General features: G+C 66.0%; 17 protein-coding genes. 9 read left to right on the top strand and 8 right to left on the bottom strand.

Annotated features, from left to right (window positions below; genetic code table 11):
- Nucleotides 1–233 precede the first annotated feature (233 nt).
- Genes AC2A1N_RS18825 through AC2A1N_RS18815 form a run of 3 tightly spaced genes read left to right on the top strand, consistent with a single transcriptional unit; the run spans nt 234 to nt 1770 of the window.
- Nucleotides 234–863, top strand: a complete 630-nt coding sequence (locus AC2A1N_RS18825; RefSeq protein ID WP_061479862.1) for a superoxide dismutase — start codon at nt 234–236, stop codon at nt 861–863.
- Nucleotides 860–1438 carry a flavin reductase family protein gene (locus AC2A1N_RS18820; RefSeq protein ID WP_061479861.1) on the top strand — a complete coding sequence of 193 codons (579 nt, stop codon included), beginning with the start codon at nt 860–862 and terminating at the stop codon, nt 1436–1438. The genes AC2A1N_RS18825 and AC2A1N_RS18820 overlap by 4 nt, the downstream gene beginning before the upstream one ends.
- Nucleotides 1435–1770: a tetratricopeptide repeat protein gene (locus AC2A1N_RS18815; protein WP_061479860.1), complete on the top strand. Its 336-nt coding sequence runs from the start codon at nt 1435–1437 to the stop codon at nt 1768–1770. The genes AC2A1N_RS18820 and AC2A1N_RS18815 overlap by 4 nt, the downstream gene beginning before the upstream one ends.
- Nucleotides 1771–1775: 5 nt before the next feature.
- On the opposite strand, the gene AC2A1N_RS18810 is transcribed toward AC2A1N_RS18815, so the two are convergent.
- Both AC2A1N_RS18810 and AC2A1N_RS18805 read right to left on the bottom strand, forming a co-directional pair.
- Nucleotides 1776–2924, bottom strand: a complete 1149-nt coding sequence (locus AC2A1N_RS18810) for a fatty acid desaturase family protein (protein WP_061479859.1) — start codon at nt 2922–2924, stop codon at nt 1776–1778.
- A gap of 11 nt (nt 2925–2935) precedes the next feature.
- On the bottom strand, nt 2936–4006 hold the full coding sequence (locus AC2A1N_RS18805) for a ferredoxin reductase (protein WP_061479858.1): 1071 nt from the start codon (nt 4004–4006) through the stop codon (nt 2936–2938).
- A gap of 92 nt (nt 4007–4098) precedes the next feature.
- Between AC2A1N_RS18805 and fabR the strand changes: the two genes are divergently transcribed.
- From fabR to AC2A1N_RS18790, 3 genes are all read left to right on the top strand, one after another.
- Nucleotides 4099–4755, top strand: coding sequence for an HTH-type transcriptional repressor FabR (fabR, locus tag AC2A1N_RS18800; RefSeq protein WP_061479857.1), 657 nt, complete (start codon nt 4099–4101; stop codon nt 4753–4755).
- Nucleotides 4756–5032: 277 nt separating this feature from the next.
- Nucleotides 5033–7192, top strand: a complete 2160-nt coding sequence (locus AC2A1N_RS18795; protein ID WP_484373135.1) for a TonB-dependent receptor plug domain-containing protein — start codon at nt 5033–5035, stop codon at nt 7190–7192.
- On the top strand, nt 7182–7730 hold the full coding sequence (locus AC2A1N_RS18790) for a thioredoxin-like domain-containing protein (RefSeq protein WP_061479855.1): 549 nt from the start codon (nt 7182–7184) through the stop codon (nt 7728–7730). The genes AC2A1N_RS18795 and AC2A1N_RS18790 overlap by 11 nt, the downstream gene beginning before the upstream one ends.
- 114 nt (nt 7731–7844) lie before the next feature.
- Here the strand turns inward: AC2A1N_RS18790 and mntR are convergent, their stop codons facing one another.
- Nucleotides 7845–8315, bottom strand: a complete 471-nt coding sequence (gene mntR / locus AC2A1N_RS18785; RefSeq protein ID WP_014647435.1) for a manganese-binding transcriptional regulator MntR — start codon at nt 8313–8315, stop codon at nt 7845–7847.
- A 117-nt stretch (nt 8316–8432) separates the two neighbouring features.
- Between mntR and AC2A1N_RS18780 the strand changes: the two genes are divergently transcribed.
- Nucleotides 8433–9764, top strand: coding sequence for an Nramp family divalent metal transporter (locus AC2A1N_RS18780; RefSeq protein ID WP_061479854.1), 1332 nt, complete (start codon nt 8433–8435; stop codon nt 9762–9764).
- A gap of 118 nt (nt 9765–9882) precedes the next feature.
- Here AC2A1N_RS18780 and AC2A1N_RS18775 read toward each other — a convergent pair whose 3' ends face one another.
- The 4 genes from AC2A1N_RS18775 to AC2A1N_RS18760 all read right to left on the bottom strand — a co-directional run bounded on the left by AC2A1N_RS18775 (nt 9883) and on the right by AC2A1N_RS18760 (nt 14188).
- On the bottom strand, nt 9883–10209 hold the full coding sequence (locus AC2A1N_RS18775) for a thioredoxin family protein (protein WP_005409967.1): 327 nt from the start codon (nt 10207–10209) through the stop codon (nt 9883–9885).
- Entirely contained in the window at nt 10181–10648 is a 468-nt protein-coding gene (locus tag AC2A1N_RS18770; protein WP_082783352.1) for a flavodoxin, read from the bottom strand. Before AC2A1N_RS18770 ends, AC2A1N_RS18775 begins: the two co-directional genes overlap by 29 nt.
- Nucleotides 10649–10673: 25 nt before the next feature.
- Nucleotides 10674–11714, bottom strand: a complete 1041-nt coding sequence (locus tag AC2A1N_RS18765; protein WP_061479853.1) for a ribonucleotide-diphosphate reductase subunit beta — start codon at nt 11712–11714, stop codon at nt 10674–10676.
- A gap of 110 nt (nt 11715–11824) precedes the next feature.
- On the bottom strand, nt 11825–14188 hold the full coding sequence (locus AC2A1N_RS18760; RefSeq protein WP_061479852.1) for a ribonucleoside-diphosphate reductase subunit alpha: 2364 nt from the start codon (nt 14186–14188) through the stop codon (nt 11825–11827).
- A 431-nt stretch (nt 14189–14619) separates the two neighbouring features.
- Between AC2A1N_RS18760 and AC2A1N_RS18755 the strand changes: the two genes are divergently transcribed.
- Nucleotides 14620–15597 (top strand): zinc-binding dehydrogenase, encoded by a 978-nt coding sequence (locus AC2A1N_RS18755; RefSeq protein WP_061479851.1) that lies wholly within the window; start codon nt 14620–14622, stop codon nt 15595–15597.
- Between the two features lie 233 nt (nt 15598–15830).
- Nucleotides 15831–18458: a TonB-dependent receptor gene (locus AC2A1N_RS18750; RefSeq protein ID WP_061479850.1), complete on the top strand. Its 2628-nt coding sequence runs from the start codon at nt 15831–15833 to the stop codon at nt 18456–18458.
- A 110-nt stretch (nt 18459–18568) separates the two neighbouring features.
- On the opposite strand, the gene betT is transcribed toward AC2A1N_RS18750, so the two are convergent.
- Entirely contained in the window at nt 18569–20548 is a 1980-nt protein-coding gene (gene betT, locus AC2A1N_RS18745) for a choline BCCT transporter BetT (protein WP_484373131.1), read from the bottom strand.
- Nucleotides 20549–20642 lie beyond the last annotated feature (94 nt).

Here is a 20642-nt window from a genome sequence, read left to right as displayed (position 1 = left end):
GCGGGCAGCACATCAGCGCGCCGGTGAGGTTCGAAAAGCGGGGTCTGGTAGTGCCGGCCGCGGGCCGGCAACCCGACCTTCGCTGATTGCCGGCCAGCGGCCGGCACTACCATGCCGCTCTTGCTCCCTTTCACGCATTTCACCCCCCCGCCCCTTGACCTCAACCAATGTTGAGGTGCGATAACGATCTCCCCACGGCCAGCCCTCTGGCCTTCCCCACGGAGATTGCTTCGATGTCGTACTCGCTTCCCCCGCTCCCCTACGCCTATGACGCCCTCGAGCCGCACTTCGATGCGCGCACGATGGAGATCCACCACAGCAAGCACCACCAGACCTACGTCAACAACCTCAATGCCGCCATCGAGCAGGCCGGCATCGCCGAGCAACCGGTCGAGGCGCTGATCGCCAACCTCGATGCCGTGCCCGAGGCGCAGCGTGGCGCGGTGCGCAACAACGGCGGTGGCCACGCCAACCACAGCCTGTTCTGGACCGTGCTCTGCCCCAACGGTGGTGCACCCGATGATGAACTGGCCGCCGCCATCGACCGTGACCTTGGCGGCTTCGATGCCTTCAAGGATGCGTTCAGCAAGGCCGCGCAGACCCGCTTCGGCAGTGGCTGGGCCTGGCTGACCATCGATCGCGATGGTCGTCTGCAGGTGGAAAGCAGCGCCAACCAGGACAGCCCGCTGATGGGCGCAACGGTCGGCTTGTCCGGCAATACCCCGATCCTGGCGCTTGACGTCTGGGAACACGCCTACTACCTGCACTACCAGAACCGCCGCCCGGACTACATCGGCGCCTTCTTCAACATCATCAACTGGGCCGAGGTCGGCCGGCGCTACCGCCAGGCCCGGGCCTCATGAGCGGCGAGACACTGCCGTACGCCGGGCCGTGGGCAGGGGTGTTCCCCGCCCCGGCCCCGGTGCCATCGGTCGAGATGCCGCCGCGTGCCCTGCGGCGGCTGCTCGGCCATTTCCCGACCGGCGTGGCCATCGTCTGCGCGCGCGATGCACAGGGCAAGCCGGTCGGCCTGACCATCAACTCGTTCGTACCGGTCTCACTGCAGCCCCCCTTGGTGCTGTGGAACCTGGCGCTGCACGCACAGAGCCTGTCCACCTTCCAGCGCGCCACGCGCTTTGCGCTCAGCGTGCTGGCGGCCGACCAGGAAGCACTGGCCCGGCGCTTCGCCGATCCGCAGGTGCGCAACCGCTTCGACGGCCTGGCATTGCTGGATGACGACGAGGACGCCCCGCCGCGCATCGCCGGTGCGGTCGCCCATCTCACCTGTACCCGCCACGCGCAGTGGCCGGTAGGCGATCACCTGCTGCTGGCCGGCCGCATCATCGAAGTGCACGAGAACGGCGGCGCGCCGCTGCTGTTCCATCGCGGCCGCTTCCAGCCCGGCCCGGCCGAACTGCTGGTGGAGGTGCGCGGATGAACATCGAAGCTCTGGAATGCATGCTTGCCGCAGGCAAGGACGGCGCGCTGCTGCGCTTCGGCCTGGGCAAGGGCTGGCTGGATGCCGGCAACCCGGTACGCGCGGCAACCCACCTGGGCCGCTGCGTGGTGCTTGATCCGCAGTACTCGGCAGCCTGGAAGCTGCTGGGCAAAGCCTGGCTGGCCAGTGGCCAGCCACAGGCGGCGCGTGAGGCATGGCAGCGCGGCTTGAGCGTGGCCGGCAGCAAGGGCGACCAGCAGGCATGCAAGGAAATGCAGGTGTTCCTGCGACGCCTCGACCGCGAGCAGGCCGCCCCGGCGAAGGCGGGCTGAGTCGATCAGCCCGCGTTGGCCGATGCCGGTGCGGACATGATGTCCGGCATCGGCAGGCGGCGCGGCTTGCTCGGGAATGCGTGGCGCAGGATGCGCCAGACCACCTGGCCGAACTGGCGCGGCAGCGAGCCGTTGTTGTAGTGCTGGCCGTAGCGGCGGCAGATGTCCTTCACTTCCGTGGCGATGGCCGCATAGCGGTTGGCCGGCAGATCCGGGTAGAAATGGTGCTCGATCTGGTGGCTGAGGTTGCCCGACAGCACGTTGATCAGGAAGCCACCGCTGATGTTGGACGAACCGCGCAGCTGGCGCAGGTACCAGTGGCCGCGCGACTCATTGCGCAGGCACTCCTTGGGGAAGGTTTCCGATTCGGCGGTGAAGTGCCCGCAGAAGATGATCACGTAGGTCCAGATGTTGCGCAGGCCGTTGGCGACCAGGTTGCCCAGCATCACGGTGAGGAAGAACGGACCCGCCAGCAGCGGGAAGAACACGTAGTCCTTCAGCACCTGGCGCAGCATCTTGCGCGCCACCGGGCGGGTCTGCAGCCACATCGCACGGGCACTCATGCGGCCCTTCAGCCAGCGGCCAAGGCGAAGGTCCTGCGCGGCCACACCCCACTGGAACAGCAGTGCGAAGATCGGCGCGATGATCGGCTGCAGCAGGTAGAACGGCTTCCAGCGCTGTTCCGGGAAGATGCGCAGCAGGCCGTAGCCGATGTCATCGTCCATGCCACGCACATTGGTGTAGGTGTGGTGGCGGAAATTGTGGGTCTTGCGCCAGTTGTCGGCGGTGGCAACGATGTCCCACTCGTAGGTGTTGCCATTGAGCTTGGGATCACCGGTCCAGTCGAACTGGCCGTGCATCACGTTGTGGCCCAGCTCCATGTTCTCCAGGATCTTCGACAGCGCCAGCAGCAGCGTGCCGGTGATCGCGGCCGGCCACAGCAGCGGCATCCAGAACAGCGGCGAAAACGCCGCCAGGAACAGCAGGCCACGGCCACCCACGCCGAACCAGCGCACGGCGGCGGCCACGCGGCGGATGTAGCGGGTATCGGAGGCGCCGAGGCTGCCGATCACACGGTCGCGGATCGCGTCGAGTTCCTCGCCGAAGGCATGCATCTCGGCAGTACTCAGGGCACGGTCGGTGGCGCGGGTCATGGCAGGCGTCCTCAGAGATCCAGGGTCAGGTCGGTGGTCGGTGCGCTCACGCAGATCCGTACCGGCTGTGCCGACTCGGACTGCAGGTCGCCGGTGCGCAGGTGGCGGGTGGCGCCACTGACGCGGTCACAGCTGCAGGTGTTGCAGATGCCCATGCGGCAGCCATGCTTGGGCTTGATGCCATGGGCTTCGAGGCTTTCCAGCAACGAGCGGCCGCGCGGCACGCTCAGCTGGCGGCCACTGCGGGCAAGGGTCAGCGACACTTCGCCTTCGCTGCTGGCATCACGCAACGGCGCCGGCGGAGTGAATGCTTCCGCCTGGAAACCCGCGACCTGGTGCGCCAGGCGTTCGCGCGCAGCGGCAACGAATCCATCCGGGCCACAGGCCAGCACGTGGCGCTGCGCCAACGGGGTGTCATCGCCGGCCACCTGCAGATCGTGGGTATCGATGCGTGCGGCAGGCACATCGCCTTCGCGGGTGGTCAGCAGGTGCACACGCAGGTTCGGCTGGCGCGCGGCCAGTGCCTGCAGCTCATCGCGGAACTGCAGCTGGGCGGCACTGCGCTCCCAGTAGAACAGGTCCACCGGCGCGGCCAGCGGGCGCTGGCAGGCTTCGCGCAGCAGGCTGCGCATCGGCGTGATGCCACTACCGGCCGCCAGCAGCAATACCGGAGCCGCGGCCGGCAGCTGGAATTCTCCGAACGCAGCCTCCAGGCGGAACAGCTCGCCCGGCTGCGCATGGTTGACCAGATGCTGGCTGACTCGGCCGCCCTCGACCGCCTTGACGGTGATCGCCAGTTCGCGCGGTCCCAGCGCAGTGGGGCTGTAGCTGCGCTGCCACAGGCGTCCTTCAATCTCCACGCCCAGGGTGACGTGCTGGCCCGCGCGCATGCCGGCCCAGTGCTGGTTGGTGCGCAGGACCAGGGTCGCCGCGCCCTCGCCGGCCGGCTCGCGCCGGACCAGGCGGGCCACCGGTTCACGCAGGGTCCACAGGGGATTGATCTGGCCCGCCCAGAAATCGAACAGCGACGGCGAGACCCAGCGGTACGGAGAGAACAGGGATGGACGGACGACAGCGCTCATAGGCGCACTATACGGGCGCACATACACCTGTGTATACATGTGTATATTGAACCGGATTGGGTATGATTCAGCCTCGCCCCACCGGAACCGCCATGGCCGCCGCCACCGTCTTGTCGACGCCTGAAGATGCCAACAGCCCGGCCCGCCGTACGGTGAGCCGCGAGGATCTGCTGGCCGCCGCCCTGAAACTGATCGGGCCGCACCGCAGCCTGTCCACGCTCAGCCTGCGCGAAGTGGCACGCGAGGCCGGCATCGCGCCGAACAGCTTCTACCGGCAGTTCCGCGACATGGACGAACTGGCCGTAGCGCTGATCGACGCGGCCGGCCGCTCGCTGCGCACCATCATCGGCGAGGCCCGCCAACGCGCCACCTCCACCGCCACCAGCGTGGTGCGGGTCTCGGTGGAGACCTTCATGGAGCAGCTGCGCGCCGACGACAAGCTGCTGCACGTACTGCTGCGCGAAGGCGCGGTCGGCTCGGACGACTTCAAGCACGCGGTCGAACGCGAGCTGCATTATTTCGAGGAAGAGCTGCAGCACGACCTGGTGCGCCTGGCCGCACTGGATGGCGCCGTACTGCATGCCCCCGAACTGGTGGCCAAGGCCATCACCCGGCTGGTGTTCGCGATGGGTGCCACCGCCATGGACCTGCCGCCGGAGAAGGATCCGGAACTGGTCGATCAGATCTCCACGATGATCCGCATGATCATCGTCGGCGCACGTACCCCTGCCGCCTTCCGCCGCGGCTGACGATCCGCTCCCGGGGCGGATCCCTTTCCAAAGGAAAGGGCTCTGGCCCCGTCCCCACTGCCCCCACGACTATTCCATCCTCCGCCTATGACCACCGGCAGGGTGGTCGTTACCAGATGTGATGTTATAACACTTGCATGATCTGACTCGGCCGGCGCTCCGCCCGAAATTGCTGCGGCTTCGTTATATAGCACTTGCTATATTCATAAGTCATTGCTTTCATATGCGTCAGCCAGGTCGCCCTCGCCGCCTTTCTTCCTACAAGGACGACGCCCTCATGCACTCTATCCCCCACCGCTTCCGACGGTTGCCGCTGGCCGCCGCCATTGTCCTGACCCTGCCGCTGCCTGCAGTGGCCGACACTCCGAAACCGACCGAACTGGACCGTGTGCAGGTCAAGGTCAGCACCGCCACGCGCAGCGAACGCCTGCTGTCGGACGTGCCGATCCGCACCGAAGTGCTGCGCAAGGAAGACATCGCGCTGCGCGCGGCCACCGACTTCTCGCGCGCCGCCGAGTTGATCAACGGCCTGCGCGTGGAAAGCAACTGCCAGAACTGCAACACCAGCGAAGTACAGCTGCTGGGCCTGCCCGGCGCCTACAACCAGCTCCTCTTCGATGGCATTCCACTGCTGTCCACGCTGGGCAGCGTGTACGGTCTGGAGCAGATCCCGGCCGGGTTCGTCGACCGCATCGAAGTGGTCAAGGGCGGCGGCTCGGCGCTGTACGGACCGGGCGCGGTTGCCGGTGTGATCAACCTGATTCCGCCGCTGCCGGCGCGCAGCGGTGGCCATGTGCAGGCCGGCGTGGATGTGCTGAAGGGTACGCCGCAGAAGAACGCCGATGTTCGACTGGACCTGGTTGCCAAGGACGCAGACGCCGGGCTTTCGGTGATTGCCCAGCGCAACTGGAACAGCGGCATCGACTACAACGGTGACGGCTACACCGAGATCACCCGCAAGAACCTCAAGGTCGGCGGGCTGCAGGCCTGGTACGCGCCCACGGCGGGCACGCGGCTGCGCCTGGACCTGCAGGTGACCGATGAAACCCGCCGCGGCGGCAATCGCCTGGATCAGCCCGAATACCTGGCCAACATCGCCGAATCGCTGGATACGAAATACCGGCGCGGCAGCGTGTCGTGGGACCAGGAGATCACCGCCGACGTCGATTTCCGCCTGGCCTATGCCTTCGCCGACATCGACCGCGACAGTTTCTATGGCGGCCTGGGCGATGTGGTCACCGATCCCTCGGCGCCCGGCTATGACCCGTTGCAGCTGGACCGCAACGTGGCCGGCAGCGCGGCCTCGCGTTCGTGGCGCCAGTACGGCCGCACCCACAACCCGCTGCACTACATCGACAGCCAGTTGAACTGGCGCCGCGGCGCGCATGCGCTGGCCTTCGGTGTGCAGTACAAGCACGAGGCGCTGCGCGACGACAACCGCACCGGTGACGGGCAACGTCTCGCGCTGCTGGAGGATGCGACCTTCCACAACCTGGGCGCCTTCATCCAGGACGAGTGGAGCCTGCGCGACAACGTCGACCTGGTGCTGGGCGCACGCGTGGACAAGAGCTCGGAGCTGGACAACGCGGTGTTCTCGCCGCGCATCGCGCTGGCCTGGCAGGCTACTCCGAACCTGAAATGGCGCGCCGGCATCGCCACCGGCTTCCGTGCGCCGGAGATCTTCGTCGAGGATGTGCACGTCGATACGCTGGGCGGCGAACAGGTGCGAGTGCGCAACACGGACGGTCTGAAAGAAGAGCGCGCGTTGACCACCCTGTTCGGTTTTGACTGGCGCTCGGACCCGGCCAATCCGGTGTGGAGTTGGGATGCCACCGCCTCCTATGCACGCATCCGCGACACCTTCGCGCTGGGCGAGATCCAGCGCGGCGATGACGGACAACTGAGCCAGCTGCGCTACAACGCCTCCGGCTCCAACGTATTGGGTGCGGAAACCAACCTCGGCTGGCAACCGTCGCCGCAATGGCGCCTGACCGCCGGTGCCTCGTGGTACCGCTCGCGCTTCCGCGAACCGCAGCGCATCTTCGACGACACTGGCGACGGTGGCGATACCATCATCGAAAGCCGCGACTACCTGAAGACACCGCGCTGGACCGGCCTGGCGCAGCTCAGCTGGATGCCTGCCGAACCGTGTGAAACCTTCGTCGCGCTGCGCCATACCGGGCCGATGTCGGTGCTGAACAACCGGCTGGGCGAGCTGCACCGCACACGTTCTTTCCTGGTCACCGATCTTGGTGCGCGCTGGCACCGCCATCTGGGCACGCAGGCGCAGCAGGAAGTGTCGGTAGCCGCTGGCGTCAAGAACGTGTTCGATCAGCGCCAGAAGGATCTGGAAGTGGGCGCGCTGCGTGACAGCGACTATGTCTACGGGCCGCGCTTCGCGCGCTCGTGGTACGTCAACCTGCGCTATGCGTTCTGAAGCTCTGCGAGCGTTGTTGCTGGCCTGTGCCATGCTGCTGGCCGCACCGGCGATGGCTGGGGACCTGCACGCGCAGGTTTCGGCCTCGCTGATGCGGCCGGAGCAGCGATCGCTACGGCCGATGCAGTGGTCGTCGCCGCCGAAACTGGTGGCGCTGTACTTCGGCGCCGACTGGTGTGCACCGTGCCATGCCTTCGTACCCACGCTGCGCAGCGTGCGTGATGCCCTGCGCCAAGCCGGCGCCGATACCGAAGTGGTGTACGTCAGTCAGGATGAGAGCGAGAGCGCGCTTCGCCGCTACATGCACGCGCAGGACATGCCGTGGCCGGTACTGGACCCGCGCCGCGCCGCCCGCATGCCGGCACTGCAGGCATTGGCCGGATTGGCACCACCGAACCTGGTGCTGATCGATACGGATGGGAAGGTGCTGGCCAACGGATGGCAGGGCCGGCGCTATGAAGGCCTGCAGCCGGTGTTGAAGGAATGGACGAAACGCGCGTGCGCGCAGCAGCAGGCGCGCTGCCCGCCTGACCTGTAGCGTCGAGCCATGCTCGACGCATTCCATCACCGTGCAAACGGCAGCCGAGCATGGCTCGGCTCTACAAAAACCGGGATCGCGCGAACGGCCGCCGGGCATGGCCCGGCGCTACCGTTACGGCGCCTCGCCCTCGGCCTTGCGCACGAACGCCTCGAACAGAGCCAGTGTCTGTTCGCTGACATGGTGCTCGATGCCCTCCGCATCGCGCCGCGCGGTATCCGCGTCCACGCCGAGCGCCAGCAGGAATCGCTCCACGGTCTGGTGGCGCTGGCGGCTCGCATGGGCCAGCGCCTCGCCTTCCGGGGTCAGGAACACGCCGCGGTACGGCCGCTGCACCACCCAGCCATCGCGGGCCAGGCGCCGCAGCATCTTCGCCACCGTGGGCTGGGCCACACCCAGGCGGGTGGCGATGTCGACCTGGCGAGCCTCGCCGCCGTCGGCCAGCAGGTCCGAAATCAGTTCGACATAGTCCTCCACCAGCTCCATACGGTGCGCCTCGCGCACTTGCCGGAAGCTCTCGACCTGGCGCTCGGCCTCGATCAAGGGGGTGCTTTTCAGCGATGTCGAATCGTCGGTCTTGCCCACGCCTGCGCCTGTCCTTCCGGTGTAATCCGGTGTTGAACCTGAATTCTGGACCAGTAACGCGATAAAGACGATTGTTTCACATTGCTAATGACTATAGCAGGAGCTATATTCGGACCCATGAACACCCTGGCGCCCCGCGATCCTTCGGCCTCCACTCCGGCCAGCCTGGGTGCGCTCAACGCCTCGGTGGCGGTACCCGACAAGGGTCACTGGTGGTTCCGCCTGCTGGCCTTCCTCGGCCCGGGCTACATGATCTCGGTCGGCTACATGGACCCGGGCAACTGGGCCACCGACCTCGCCGGTGGTTCGCGCTTCGGCTACCTGCTGCTGTCGGTCATCCTCATTTCCAACCTGATGGCGGTGATCCTGCAGGCGCTGTCGGCACGGCTCGGCATCGCCACCGGCATGGACCTCGCGCAGGCCTGCCGCGCCCGCTACCCGAAGCCGGTGAACCTGGCACTTTGGGCGCTGTGCGAGGCGGCGATCATCGCCTGCGACCTGGCCGAGGTGATTGGCACCGCGATCGCGCTGAAGCTGCTGTTCGACCTGCCACTGCTCTGGGGCGCGGTGATCACTGCGCTGGATACGCTGCTGGTTCTGCTGCTGATGAATCGCGGCTTCCGTGCACTGGAAGCCTTCGTGATCGCGCTGCTGATGGTGATCTTCGCCTGCTTCGTGGTGCAGATCGCGATGGCTGCCCCGCCAGTGATGGCGGTGCTGGGCGGATTCATTCCGCGCGCACAGGTGGTGACCGATCCGAACGCGCTGTACATTGCGATCGGCATCATCGGTGCCACGGTGATGCCGCACAACCTGTACCTGCATTCGTCGATCGTGCAGACCCGCGCCTACCCGCGCACGGATGAAGGCCGCCGCAGCGCGCTGCGCTGGGCGGTCACCGACAGCACCCTTGCGTTGACGCTCGCATTGTTCATCAACGCCAGCATCCTGATCCTGGCGGCGGCCGTGTTCCATGCCAATGGCCGATTCGACGTGGAAGACATCGAGCAGGCCCACCAGCTGCTGGCGCCAATGCTCGGCGTGGGCGCGGCGGCGACCCTGTTCGCGGTGGCGCTGCTGGCGTCGGGCCTGAATTCGACAGTCACTGCGACGCTGGCCGGCCAGATCGTGATGGAAGGCTTCCTGCACCTGCGAATGCCGCCGTGGCTGCGACGGCTGATCACACGTGCGCTGGCGATCATTCCGGTGGTGGTGGTGATCCTGCTGTTCGGCGACCAGGGCGCAGTGAAGCTGCTGGTACTGAGCCAGGTGGTGCTGTCGATGCAGCTGCCATTCGCGATCATCCCGCTGGTACGGATCGTGACCGACAAGGTGACGATGGGCGCGCTGGTCGCACCGCGCTGGCTCGGCGCAATCGCCTGGGTGATCGCGCTGGTGATCGTGGTGCTGAATGTGAAGCTGCTGGTGGATACCTTCAGCGGAGCCTGACGCCAAACCACGGACCCTGCCCCGGTAGATCCACGCCATGCGTGGATGCCCTTGTAGAGTCGAGCCATGCTCGACTCATCGCTCACCGCGCGAACGGCAGCCGAGCATGGGCTCGGCTCTACAGATGCAACGCGATCGCGGCCTCGATCTGCTGCGGCGACTGGAACCCGGCCAGGCGCGTGCGTTCGTCGCCGTCACGGAACAGAGACAGCGTCGGCGTCTGCCGCAGCCCCAGCTCCCTGAAGAACGCCTCACCCAGCACTTCCAACTGCACGCGCAGCAGGGTCGTGCCCTGCCCCGCTACGCTGTTGGCCACCCGATGCAGCGACATCTCCAGCATCCGGCATCCCGGGCATTGGTCCTTGTGGAAATCCACCAGCACCCGCGGGTGCTCGGCCAGCAGCTGCTGGAACTGCTCAGGCGTGGTGGCGTCGATGATCTGCATCGCTGTTTCTCCAGTAGTGGGCCAGGACCGCATCGGTCCAGGCGTCGATGGCTTCGGCATGACGCTCGCCATGCGGCATCTGTTCGATCTCCAGCGGCGGATAGTCGCTGCGGAAATAGCGGATCAGCCGGTGCACGGCGCCGCAGTAGTACGCCTGCCCCCACTGCGTTTCGCCGGTACCGAACACCGCCAGCTGGCGTGGCTGCTGACCGCGCTCGGCAATGCCGGCCACCCACGCCTTCATCTCCGCTGGCGTGCGCCCGGCATTGTCGGTCCAGCAGCCCAGCAGCACCAGGTCGGCCTCATCGGCCGCCAGCGGCGGTGCCTGGCGCAGGTCGTCGGCCTCCTGCCAGTACACCGCATGACCGGCAACGCGGCAGCGTTCGGCAATCTGCCGGCCGAGTTCGCGGGTGTTGCCGCTCAAGGAGGCGACCACCATCAGGATGCTCAGCACGGCGCCAGGCTCAGAGATCGTCGAAGCCGTTGTCGACGTTGGTCTTCTTGTAACTTGCATTGCGCATCTCGAAGAAGTCGGTCTTGGTCTCGGTGAAGTTGTCGGCGTAGGCCTTGATCCACGGCATCACGTTGTCGGTGGTGTCGCTGTACAGGCGCTCGATGCCGAGCATGCCGGCCATCTTGTTGGCGCGGTACTTCACGTAGCGCACCATCTCGTCCACGTCGATGCCATCGATGCCATCCAGAACCTCCGACGACCACTGCGTCTCAAGCTCGATGGCATGTTCGAATGACTGGTGTACATAGGCGGTCAACTCATTGGTCTGCAGCTCGGGGTTTTCACCGATGATGGCGCGGATCAGCTCGCTGATGAACTTGGTATGCGCCAGCTCGTCGCGATTGATGAAGCTGATGATCTTGCCGGTGCCGTTCATGCGGTTCTGCCGCACCATGTTGTAGAAGTAGGCGAAACCGGAATAGAAGTTGATGCCTTCCAGGATCGAGGACTGGATCAGCGACTTGAGCAGGGTCTCGGCGGTCTTCTCGCGCATGAAGTCGTCATACGCGCCCATGATCGGGGCATTGCGCTTGATGATGGTCGGGTGGGTACGGGCGATCTCGAAGATCCGGTTCTGGTTCGGCAGGTCGGTGATCGAGGCCAGTACGTAGCTGTAGCTCTCGTTATGGATCACTTCCTGCTGGCCGATGATCGCCGCGTTGGCATGCGCGGCCGGATCAGTGATGTACTCGGCCACGTTGTAGATGAAGCGCGTCTGCGGTGAATCCAGCGTGGCCAGCAGGCCGATGATCGAGTCGTAAGCGTTCTTCTCGCGCCCGGACAGCTCTCCGTACTGGCGCGCATCCAGCTTCATGTCCACTTCGTCGGGAATCCAGAAGTTGGTCGACAGCTCCTTGTAGGCCCGATAGAACGACGGGTACGGGATATCGTTCCAGTTGAGGATGCCGCTGGTCTGGCCGTTGATGATGCCGGTGCTGCGGTTGGGATGGCGTGGTTCGAGGATCTTGATGCGATCGAGGGGGGTTGCCATGGTCGTCTGCCTTCGTGTTACGTGCGTTGCGGATGTAGAGCCGAGCCCGCGCTCGGCTGCTCTTCGCGTCTGAGCCGAGCGCGGGCTCGGCTCTACAGCGGTCGCGGCGGTCAGCTTGAACACCACTCGCATTCGCTGATGTCGATGTCGTTGGAGCGCACGTAGTAGGTGGTCTTCAGCCCTTCGCGCCAGGCCGTCAGATGCAGCTCCAGCAGCGTGCTGGCGCGGATGGTGCTGGGCACGTACAGGTTGAAACTGATCGACTGGTCGACATGGCGCTGGCGGCGCGCGTTCTGGCGCACGCTGGCGAACTGATCGACCTTGTAGGCGCCCTTCTCGTAGTACGGCCAGGTCTCCAGCGACAGACCCGGCGCCGCCACCGGCCGCCGGAAGTCCTTCTTTTCCTCGTAGTAGAACGCGCTGTAGATCGGGTCGATGGAGGCCGTGGAGCCTGCAATCTGCGCGGTGCTCATGTTCGGCGCAACTGCAAGCAGCCAACCGTTGCGCAGGCCATGCGTGGCGACTTCGCGGGCCAGGCTGTCCCAGGCCGCGCCGCTGTAGCCCCGGTCACGGAAGTAGCGTCCGTTGTGCCAATCGCTGCCGGCGAACATGGGGTAGCTGCCCTTCTCCCGCGCCAGTTGCGCGCTGGCCTGGATGGTCAGGAAGTTGATGCGTTCGTAGAGACGGTCGGCCAATGCTTCGGCATCCGGAGATTCCCACTGGATCGCCTGCTGCGCCAGCAGGTGGTGCCAACCGAACGTGCCCAGGCCGATGGCACGGTACTTGTGGTTGGTGATCGTGGCCTGCGGCACCGGCAACGCGTTGAGGTCGATCACGTTGTCGAGCATGCGCACCTGGATCGGGATCAGGCGCTCCAGCACATCGGTGGCCAGCAGGTCATCAGGTGCACTGATCGCCCGGCCGAGGTTGATCGAGGACAGGTTGCAGACCACGAAGTCACCGGCACGGCGCGTGGTGACGATCTGGTCGCCGCTGACGATCTCCTGGATCATCCGCGTCGGGCTCATGTTCTGCAGGATCTCGGTGCACAGGTTGCTGGAATAGATCATGCCCGCGTGCTTGTTCGGGTTCCTGCGATTGACCTCGTCGCGGTAGAACAGGAACGGGTTGCCGGTCTCCAGCTGGCTGAGCATGATCCGCTTGAACAGATCGATGGCCTTCACCGTTCGGCGGCTGATGCGCTCATCGGCCACCAGCTCGGCATAGCGGTCGCGGAAGCTGCCCGAACCGCGCTTCTCATCGTAGAAGTCCTGCAGGTACCAGCCCTTGGCCTGCTTCACCTCGTGCGGGTCGAACAGGTACCAGTCGGCGCGGCGTTCGACCGCTTCCATGAACAGGTCGGGCACGCACACCGAGGTGAACACATCGTGCGCGCGCAGGCGCTGGTCACCGTTGTTGAGGCGCAGGTCCATGAAGGCTTCGATGTCGCGGTGCCAGATGTCCAGGTATACCGCCACTGCGCCCTTGCGCTGGCCAAGCTGATCAACCGACACCGCCGTGTTGTTGAGCTGCTTGATCCACGGCACCACGCCACCGGAGGAATTGGCCACGCCGCGGATCGGCGCGCCGCTGCTGCGCACGTAGCCCAGGTAGGCGCCAACACCGCCGCCGTGCTTGGACACGCGCGCGATATCGGTGTTGGAGTCATAGATGCCCTGCAGGCTGTCGTCCACCGTGTCGATGAAGCAGCTGGACAGCTGGCCGCCCACCTTGCCGGCGTTGGCCAGGGTCGGCGTAGCCACCGTCATGTACAGGTTGGACAGCGCCCAGTACGCCTCGCCGACCAGCTGCATGCGGCGTTCGCGCGGCTTTTCCTCCTGCATCAGGTACAGCGCAATGGTCAGCCAGCGCTCCTGCGGCAGCTCATAGACCTCGCGGCTGCGGTCGCTGGCCAGATAGCGCGTGGCCAGCAGGTACAGGCCGTTGTAGGCGAACAGGCGGTCGCGTTCCGGATCGATCATCTCACCGGCCTGCTGCAGCTCTTCCTTGGAATAGCAGCGCAGGATGTCGTTGCTGTAGATGCCACGATCGGCGAGGCTTTCCTGCAGGCCCACATAGGAGCCGTACTTCAGGCTGACATCGTAGAAGCGGTTGCGGCTGGCACGCTTGTACAGGCGACGCAGGTAGATGCGCGCGGCGAACTGTTCCCACTCGGGCGCGACCAGGTCCACCCGCGATTCGGCCTCGCGGATCAGCAGATCGACCAGGTCATCGGCGCTGATGCTGGGCTTGCGCTCGACCATTGCCTGCACCACGCGGCGATAGTCGCTCACGTCCAGCTGCGGGAACTCGGCATCCACGGCGTCGATGCTGCGCTGCAGGCGCTCGGCCTCGAACGGCAGGCGGCGGTTGCCGGCCTCCTTGGTGATCCAGGTCGGCACGCGCTCGCCACCGGCGCGCAAGGCGTCGCCAGCGCCGGCCAGATCGGCCGCGCGGAAGGTACTGTCGGTCATGGTGGTGAAACTCCAGGCTCGCACGCGCTTTGGCGGTCGATGCCATGGCGGCCCTGAACGCGATACCGGCGCACGGGGCAAACGGGTGGATTGCCAGGGTGCGGGAACGGAGGTCGTCGGCATCTGCCTGCGCCTGCGGCCGGTATCCGGGCCGTGGGGGCGACCTGCGTCCGCACGGTGGCGGCCGCGTCGACACGGCAAGCCTTCAGGGGCGGGCCGTGGGACGTTTGCTGCATGTCCGGCGGCGGCGGCTGACCGGGAGTGACGGCCACAACATAGTGGGGATGACGCGCACCGTCAACACAAGATGCGGTAATCACGACATGCTGCGACGATCAGTCGCAGGATGCCGTGTTGCAGCGGCGACGCCTTGTCGACATGCCCTGCGTCCCCAGTTCGGTACAACATCCACTTTCCCCGGAACACCGCCCATGCGCGCTGCCCAGTACTCCTCCTTCGGCAACCCGGCCGACGTCCTCGCCATTGCCGATGCCCCCCTGCCCGAGCCCGGCCCCGGCGAGGTGCGCATCCGCACCGTGCTGGCCTCGATCCACAACCACGACCTGCTGACCGTGCGTGGCCTCTACGGGTACAAGCCGACATTGCCGGCGATCGGTGGCAGTGAAGCACTGGGCGTGGTCGATGCACTCGGCGATGGCGTGGATGGCCTGCAGATCGGCCAGCGGGTTGCCGCCGCCTCGGTGCACGGTACCTGGGCCGAAGCGTTCATTGCACCGGCACGCATGGTGATTCCGATGCCGGAGGCGATCCCGGACGAGATGGCCGCACAGCTGATCGCCATGCCGCTGAGCGCGCTGATGCTGCTGGAGTTCCTGCACGTCGAAGCAGGCCAGTGGATCGTGCAGAACACCGCCAACGGCGCGGTCGGCAAGTCGCTGGCGATGTTGGCAAAGGCGCGTGGCGTGCATGTGGCCAACCTGGTGCGCAACGCCGCTGCCGTGGCGCAGTTGCAGGCGCTGGGCATCGATCATGTGTTCGACACCTCGGTGGACGGCTGGAAGGATCGCGTGCGTGAAGCGACCGGCGAAGCACAGGCCGCGGCCGCGGTGGATTCCATCGGCGGCGACGCCAGTGGCGATCTGGTCGACCTGCTCGGCCACCACGGCACGCTGGTGTCGTTCGGTGTGATGAGTGGCGAGCCGATGCACATTCCTGCCGGCGGCCTGATCTACAAGGAGGCCACGGTGAAGGGCTTCTGGGGCAGCAAGGTCAGCCAGGCGATGGCGGTGGAGGACAAGCGCCGGCTGGTGAGCGAACTGCTGAAGCGTGCTGCTGGCGGCGAGCTGACGCTGCCGGTGGAGCAGATCTTCGCGCTGGACGATATCGCCCAGGCGGCGAAGGCCGGTGCGGGTTCGGGTCGTAACGGCAAGGTGCTGCTGCGGCCGTGATCGTCTGACATTGCCTTCTGTAGAGCCGAGCCATGCTCGGCTGCTTTCCGGCCAGTGTGTGCAGCCGAGCGTAGGCTCGGCTCTACAGGGGCGTGCGGACCAACGGTCCGCGCCCACCGAGCCGGTTCGTTAAGAACCTGTGATGTATAACTGAATGCGCTTTCGTCATTGGAAGGTGCATGTACCTGCATGCGGTACTGACGGCTCCTCCCCCGTTCGGCGTTGTCGCTTCCATGTACCGCACCACCCTGAACCTGCTAGCCGGCGCCATTGCGCTGAGCCTCACCGCCGGCGCTGCCGGCGCCGCTGAATCGGCCGATACCGGCAAGGACAGCACCACTCTCGGCACCGTGCTGGTGACCGGCTCCAACATCAAGCGCAGTGATACCGCGGGGCCGAACCCGGTGCAGATCGTCAGCCGCGAACAGATCGAGCAGACCGGCCACTCCACCCTTACCGACGTGCTGCGCAACCTGTCGGCCAATGCCGGCAACAGTTTCGATGAGCAGTACACCGGCAGCTTCGCCGCTGGCTCGGCCTCGATCGGCCTGCGTGGCCTGTCGCCGAAGAACACGCTGGTGCTGGTCAACGGCTACCGCGTGTCCAACTTCGGCTTCGCGCTCAATACCCAGGACACGTTCGTCGACCTCAACGCGCTGCCGATCAGCGCGGTGGAACGCATCGAAGTGCTGAAGGACGGCGCCTCGGCGGTGTATGGCTCCGATGCCATCGCAGGTGTCATCAACATCATCCTGCGCAAGAACTTCCAGGGCGTGGAAGTGGGTGGCGGCTTCGGTACCGCCACCCAGGGCGGCCTGGACGAACGCAAGGCCAACCTGTTGGCCGGCTTCGGCGACCTGGAGCAGCAGGGCTGGAACGTGCTGTTCGGCTTGGACCTGCTCAAGCGTGATCGCCTCGACGCCGACCAGCGCGCCTATACCCGCAGCGGCGATTTCCGCGACAAGCCCGGCGGACGCCTGGCCGGCTGGTCCACCGCCGGTGGCAACTGGCTGTCCAACCCACGCGCACCTCAGCCGTTCGCCAACTGCCCCGACGGCAGCCAGCTGCGCCCGTACAGCGACTTCGGCAGTACCCTGCCCGGCCAGGCCTGCGCCTTCAATGCGCAGCCGTTCAAGACCCTGCAGCCCGGCGCCGAGCGCCTGCAGGCCTCGTTGAGTGCAACCTACCGCTTCAATGACAGCGTCGAAGCGTTCGCCGATGTGCTGTACAGCCACAACAAGGCCGACCAGATCTTCAGCGCGCCGCTGACCGTCGGCCCCGGCCTGCGCGCGTACAACCCGGCCACCGGCACGCTGATCGACGTGCCGGCGGTGCTGCCGGTCGGCCACCCGAACAACCCGGGCAGCACGCCGCTGCCGTTCGAGTACACCTTCTTCGATCTCGGCCCGCGCCTGAAGGACAACACGCAGGTGTTCTACCGTGCATTGGCCGGCGTGCGCGGCAGTGGCGAGCGCTGGGACTGGGAAGTGGCGGCACTGACCTCGCAAAGCGCTCAGCGCGAATACGTCGACAACTTCGTCAACCGCTACGCGTTCGAGCAGATCCTGCGCGATGGCAGCTACAACTTCCTCGATCCGTCCAGCTCGCCGGGCGCGCTGGATGCCCTGCGCCTGCAGACCAAGCGTCCGGGCTGGTATAAGCTGCATTCGTTGAACCTGAAGGCCTCGACCTCGCTGTGGGAGATGCCGGCCGGTGCGGTGGGCTTCGCCTGGGGTGCAGAGTTCCGCAAGGAATCACTGGATGCGCGCACCAGCGCGCAGGTGCTGTCGGGCACCGAACTGCGCCCGGCCATCAACGTGGTGAACGGCGAGCGCCAGGTCAGCGCCGCCTACGCCGAACTGAGCGTGCCGCTGCATCGCACGCTGGAACTGCAGGTGGCCGGCCGTGGCGACCACTACGACGACTTCGGCGAGGCGTTCTCGCCGAAGGTGGCGCTTCGCTGGCAGCCGCTGGACAGCCTGCTGCTGCGCGGCTCGTTCTCGCGCGGCTTCCGTGCACCCTCGCTGCCGGAGATCGCGCCGGGCCAGACCGTCAGCTACGGCTCGGTGATCGATCCGCTGGATCCGCTGCAGCCCGGCGGCAGCCGTGGCGTCACCAACATCCGCACCGGCAATCCGGACCTGAAGGCCGAACGCTCGCGCAACTTCAACCTGGGTGCGGTGTGGTCGCCGGATGGCGATACCAGCATCGGCCTGGACTGGTACCGCATCGAGCAGGACAACCTGGTCAAGCCGGACAGCGCGCAGTTCATCGTCGACAACCCGACACTGTTCCCCGGTCGCGTGCAACGTGATGCGCAGGGACGCATCCAGTTCATCACCAACCAGTACGCCAACCAGGGCGAACTGACCACTTCAGGGCTGGACCTGGAAGCCAATCGCACCTTCCGCACCGACGGCTGGGGCAACTTCACCGTGGCCGGCAGCTGGACCCACCTGCTCAGCTTCAAGCAGCCGCTGGTAGCCGGCCAGGCACCGTACGAAGGCGCCGGCAACAACCGCCACGGCGCGCTGCCTCGCACCCGCGGCACCACCTCATTGAACTGGGCGGTGGGCGACTGGAGCAGCACGCTGAGCCTGCAGTACGTGAGCGGTTACGACCAGCGCGTGGCGACGACGACCAGCAACCCGGGGCTGCGTGACCGCGTCAAGCCCTATCACCAGCTGGACCTGTATGTGGCGTACGAAGGCATTGCCAACACCACGCTGTCGCTGTCGGTGCTGAACCTGACCGACAAGGACCCGCCGTTCGACCCGGCTGGTGGTTCCAACGGTTTCGACATCAGCCAGTACAACCTGCGCGGGCAGTTCGTCTCGCTGGGGGCACGCTACCGGTTCTGACAGGCCACCTGTAGAGCCGAGCCCATGCTCGGCTGCTCTTCGGCAACAGGAAGCCGAGCATGGGCTCGGCTCTACAGGGGTGTGCGGACCAACGGTCCGCACCCACCGCATCACCGGCTCAGGTGCAGGAACTGCAGGTGCCGTTCGTACTGGCTGATGATGTCGTTGATGATCTGCTTGCGGCTGTAGCCCACCAGATCGTAATCCTGGCTGCCTTCGAACAGATGCACCTCGGCGCGGTAGTAGCGTTGGTTGCGCAGCTGCTGGGCGGCGAACGACGGGGTCAGGTAGCCACTCAGGATCACCCGGTACAGGAAATCCTGCTGCTCGCCGTGGTTCACCGTCAACTCCATGTCGCCGGCCTCGAAGCGCGTCGCCACGTCCCAGCCCTGCCCGCGCAGCTGCTCGGCCACCGCCTCCATCGCCGGCTTCACCGTGTCATCCATGAAGCGGTAGACCTGGTCGCGCACCGGGAAGTGCATGGCCTGGCTCAGGCGCTGGCGCCAGCCCTGATGATGGCGATCGTCTCCGATCAAGGGCGACGGCCGGTATTGCAGCGCGCGCTTGCGGTGCGACTCGTCGCTGAACGCGCGGGTCAGGCCCCACATCATCAGCAACAGGATCGCCGAGAACGGCAGCGATGCCAGCACCACCGCCGATTTCAATGCATCGATGCTGCCGGCCAGCAACAACCCGGCGGTCAGCACCGCGATCACCGTGCCCCAGAACACGCGCAGCCAGCGCGGACCATCGTCTTCGGGTGATCCACCATGCGACGACAGCGTGGACAACACCACCGCCCCCGAATCAGCGGAGGTCACGAAGAAGATGAAGCTCACCAGCACCGTTACCGCGATCACCGTGCGGCTCCACGGGTAGCCATCCAGCAGTGCATACAACACGGTCGGTGGGTCATCCACCGCCAGCTGTGCCAGTTGCTGCTGGCCGTGGTGGAGCACCTGGTCCAGCGCGCTGTTGCCGAAGATCGACAGCCAGGCCAGGGTGAAGCCGAGCGGGATCAGGAGCACCCCGAATACGAATTCGCGGATGGTGCGGCCACGTGAGATGCGCGCGATGAACAGGCCGACGAACGGCGCCCAGCCGGTCCACCAGGCCCAGTAGAACACTGTCCAGCCGCCCAGCCATTCCGGTCGGCCGCCATAGGCGTATACGTCGAAACTCTTGCCGACCACGCTGCCCAGGTAATCGCCCAGGTTCTGCATCAAGGTACTGAACAGGTACTGCGTCGGCCCGGCAAACAGCATGAACAGCACCAGCGCGATCGCCAGCAGCATGTTGATGTTGGCCATCCAGCGCACGCCCTTCTCGACGCCGGACACGGCCACGGCCACCGCCGCGCTCATCATGCTGACCACCAGCATGATCTGCACCAGGTTGGAGTGCGGAATGTTGAACAGGTGCGACAGACCGGCATTGAGGTGCAGCACGCCGAAGCCCATGTCGGCACCGATGCCGAATACGGTGGCGACGATGCCCAGCGCATCCACGGTGTAGCCGATCGGGCCGTTGATGCGCTTGCCGATCAGCGGGTACAGCGCCGAGCGCAGGGCCAGTGGCAGGTTGTGGCGATAGGCGAAGTAGGCCATCGCCATCGCCGCCAGCGCGAACACGCCCCAGCCGTGCAGGCCCCAGTGCAGGAACAGCAGCTGCATGGCCTGGCGCGCGCCAGCCTCGCCTGCGGCCGGATCGCCCTGCGGCGGCTGCAGGTAGTGGGTCAGCGGTTCGGACACGCAGAAGAAGAACAGGGTGATGCTGATGCCGGCGGCGAACAGCATGCCGGCCCAGGAGAGGTAGCTGAACTCCGGCTCGTCATGGTCGGCACCCAGCTTGATGCCACCGTACTTGGACAGCGCCACGCCCACCACGAACACCAGGTACAGGGTCATGGCCAGCAGGTAGTACCAGCCGACGTTGAGGGCGGCCCAGTCCTGTGCCTTGAGCAGAAGGCGGCCCGCGCCGAGCGGGAACAGGCTGACGAACAGCGCGAACGCCACGACAACGATCGCCGCGAAGGCGAACACAGGCCGAAGGGTACGCACCGGGGATTGTTGCGGCTCCAGTACTTCCATGGGGCGGCGTTCTCCGGTAGATCAAAGGGTTAGCCGACCGATTCTGGCTGAACCGCAGTGGACAGAGCATGAAGTTGCGGCCTGCGGTCGCAGG

This window comes from Stenotrophomonas maltophilia group sp. SKK55 (assembly GCF_057179845.1).
Note: the sequence above shows the minus strand (reverse complement) of the source record. Positions and strands in the feature narration are given on the sequence as shown.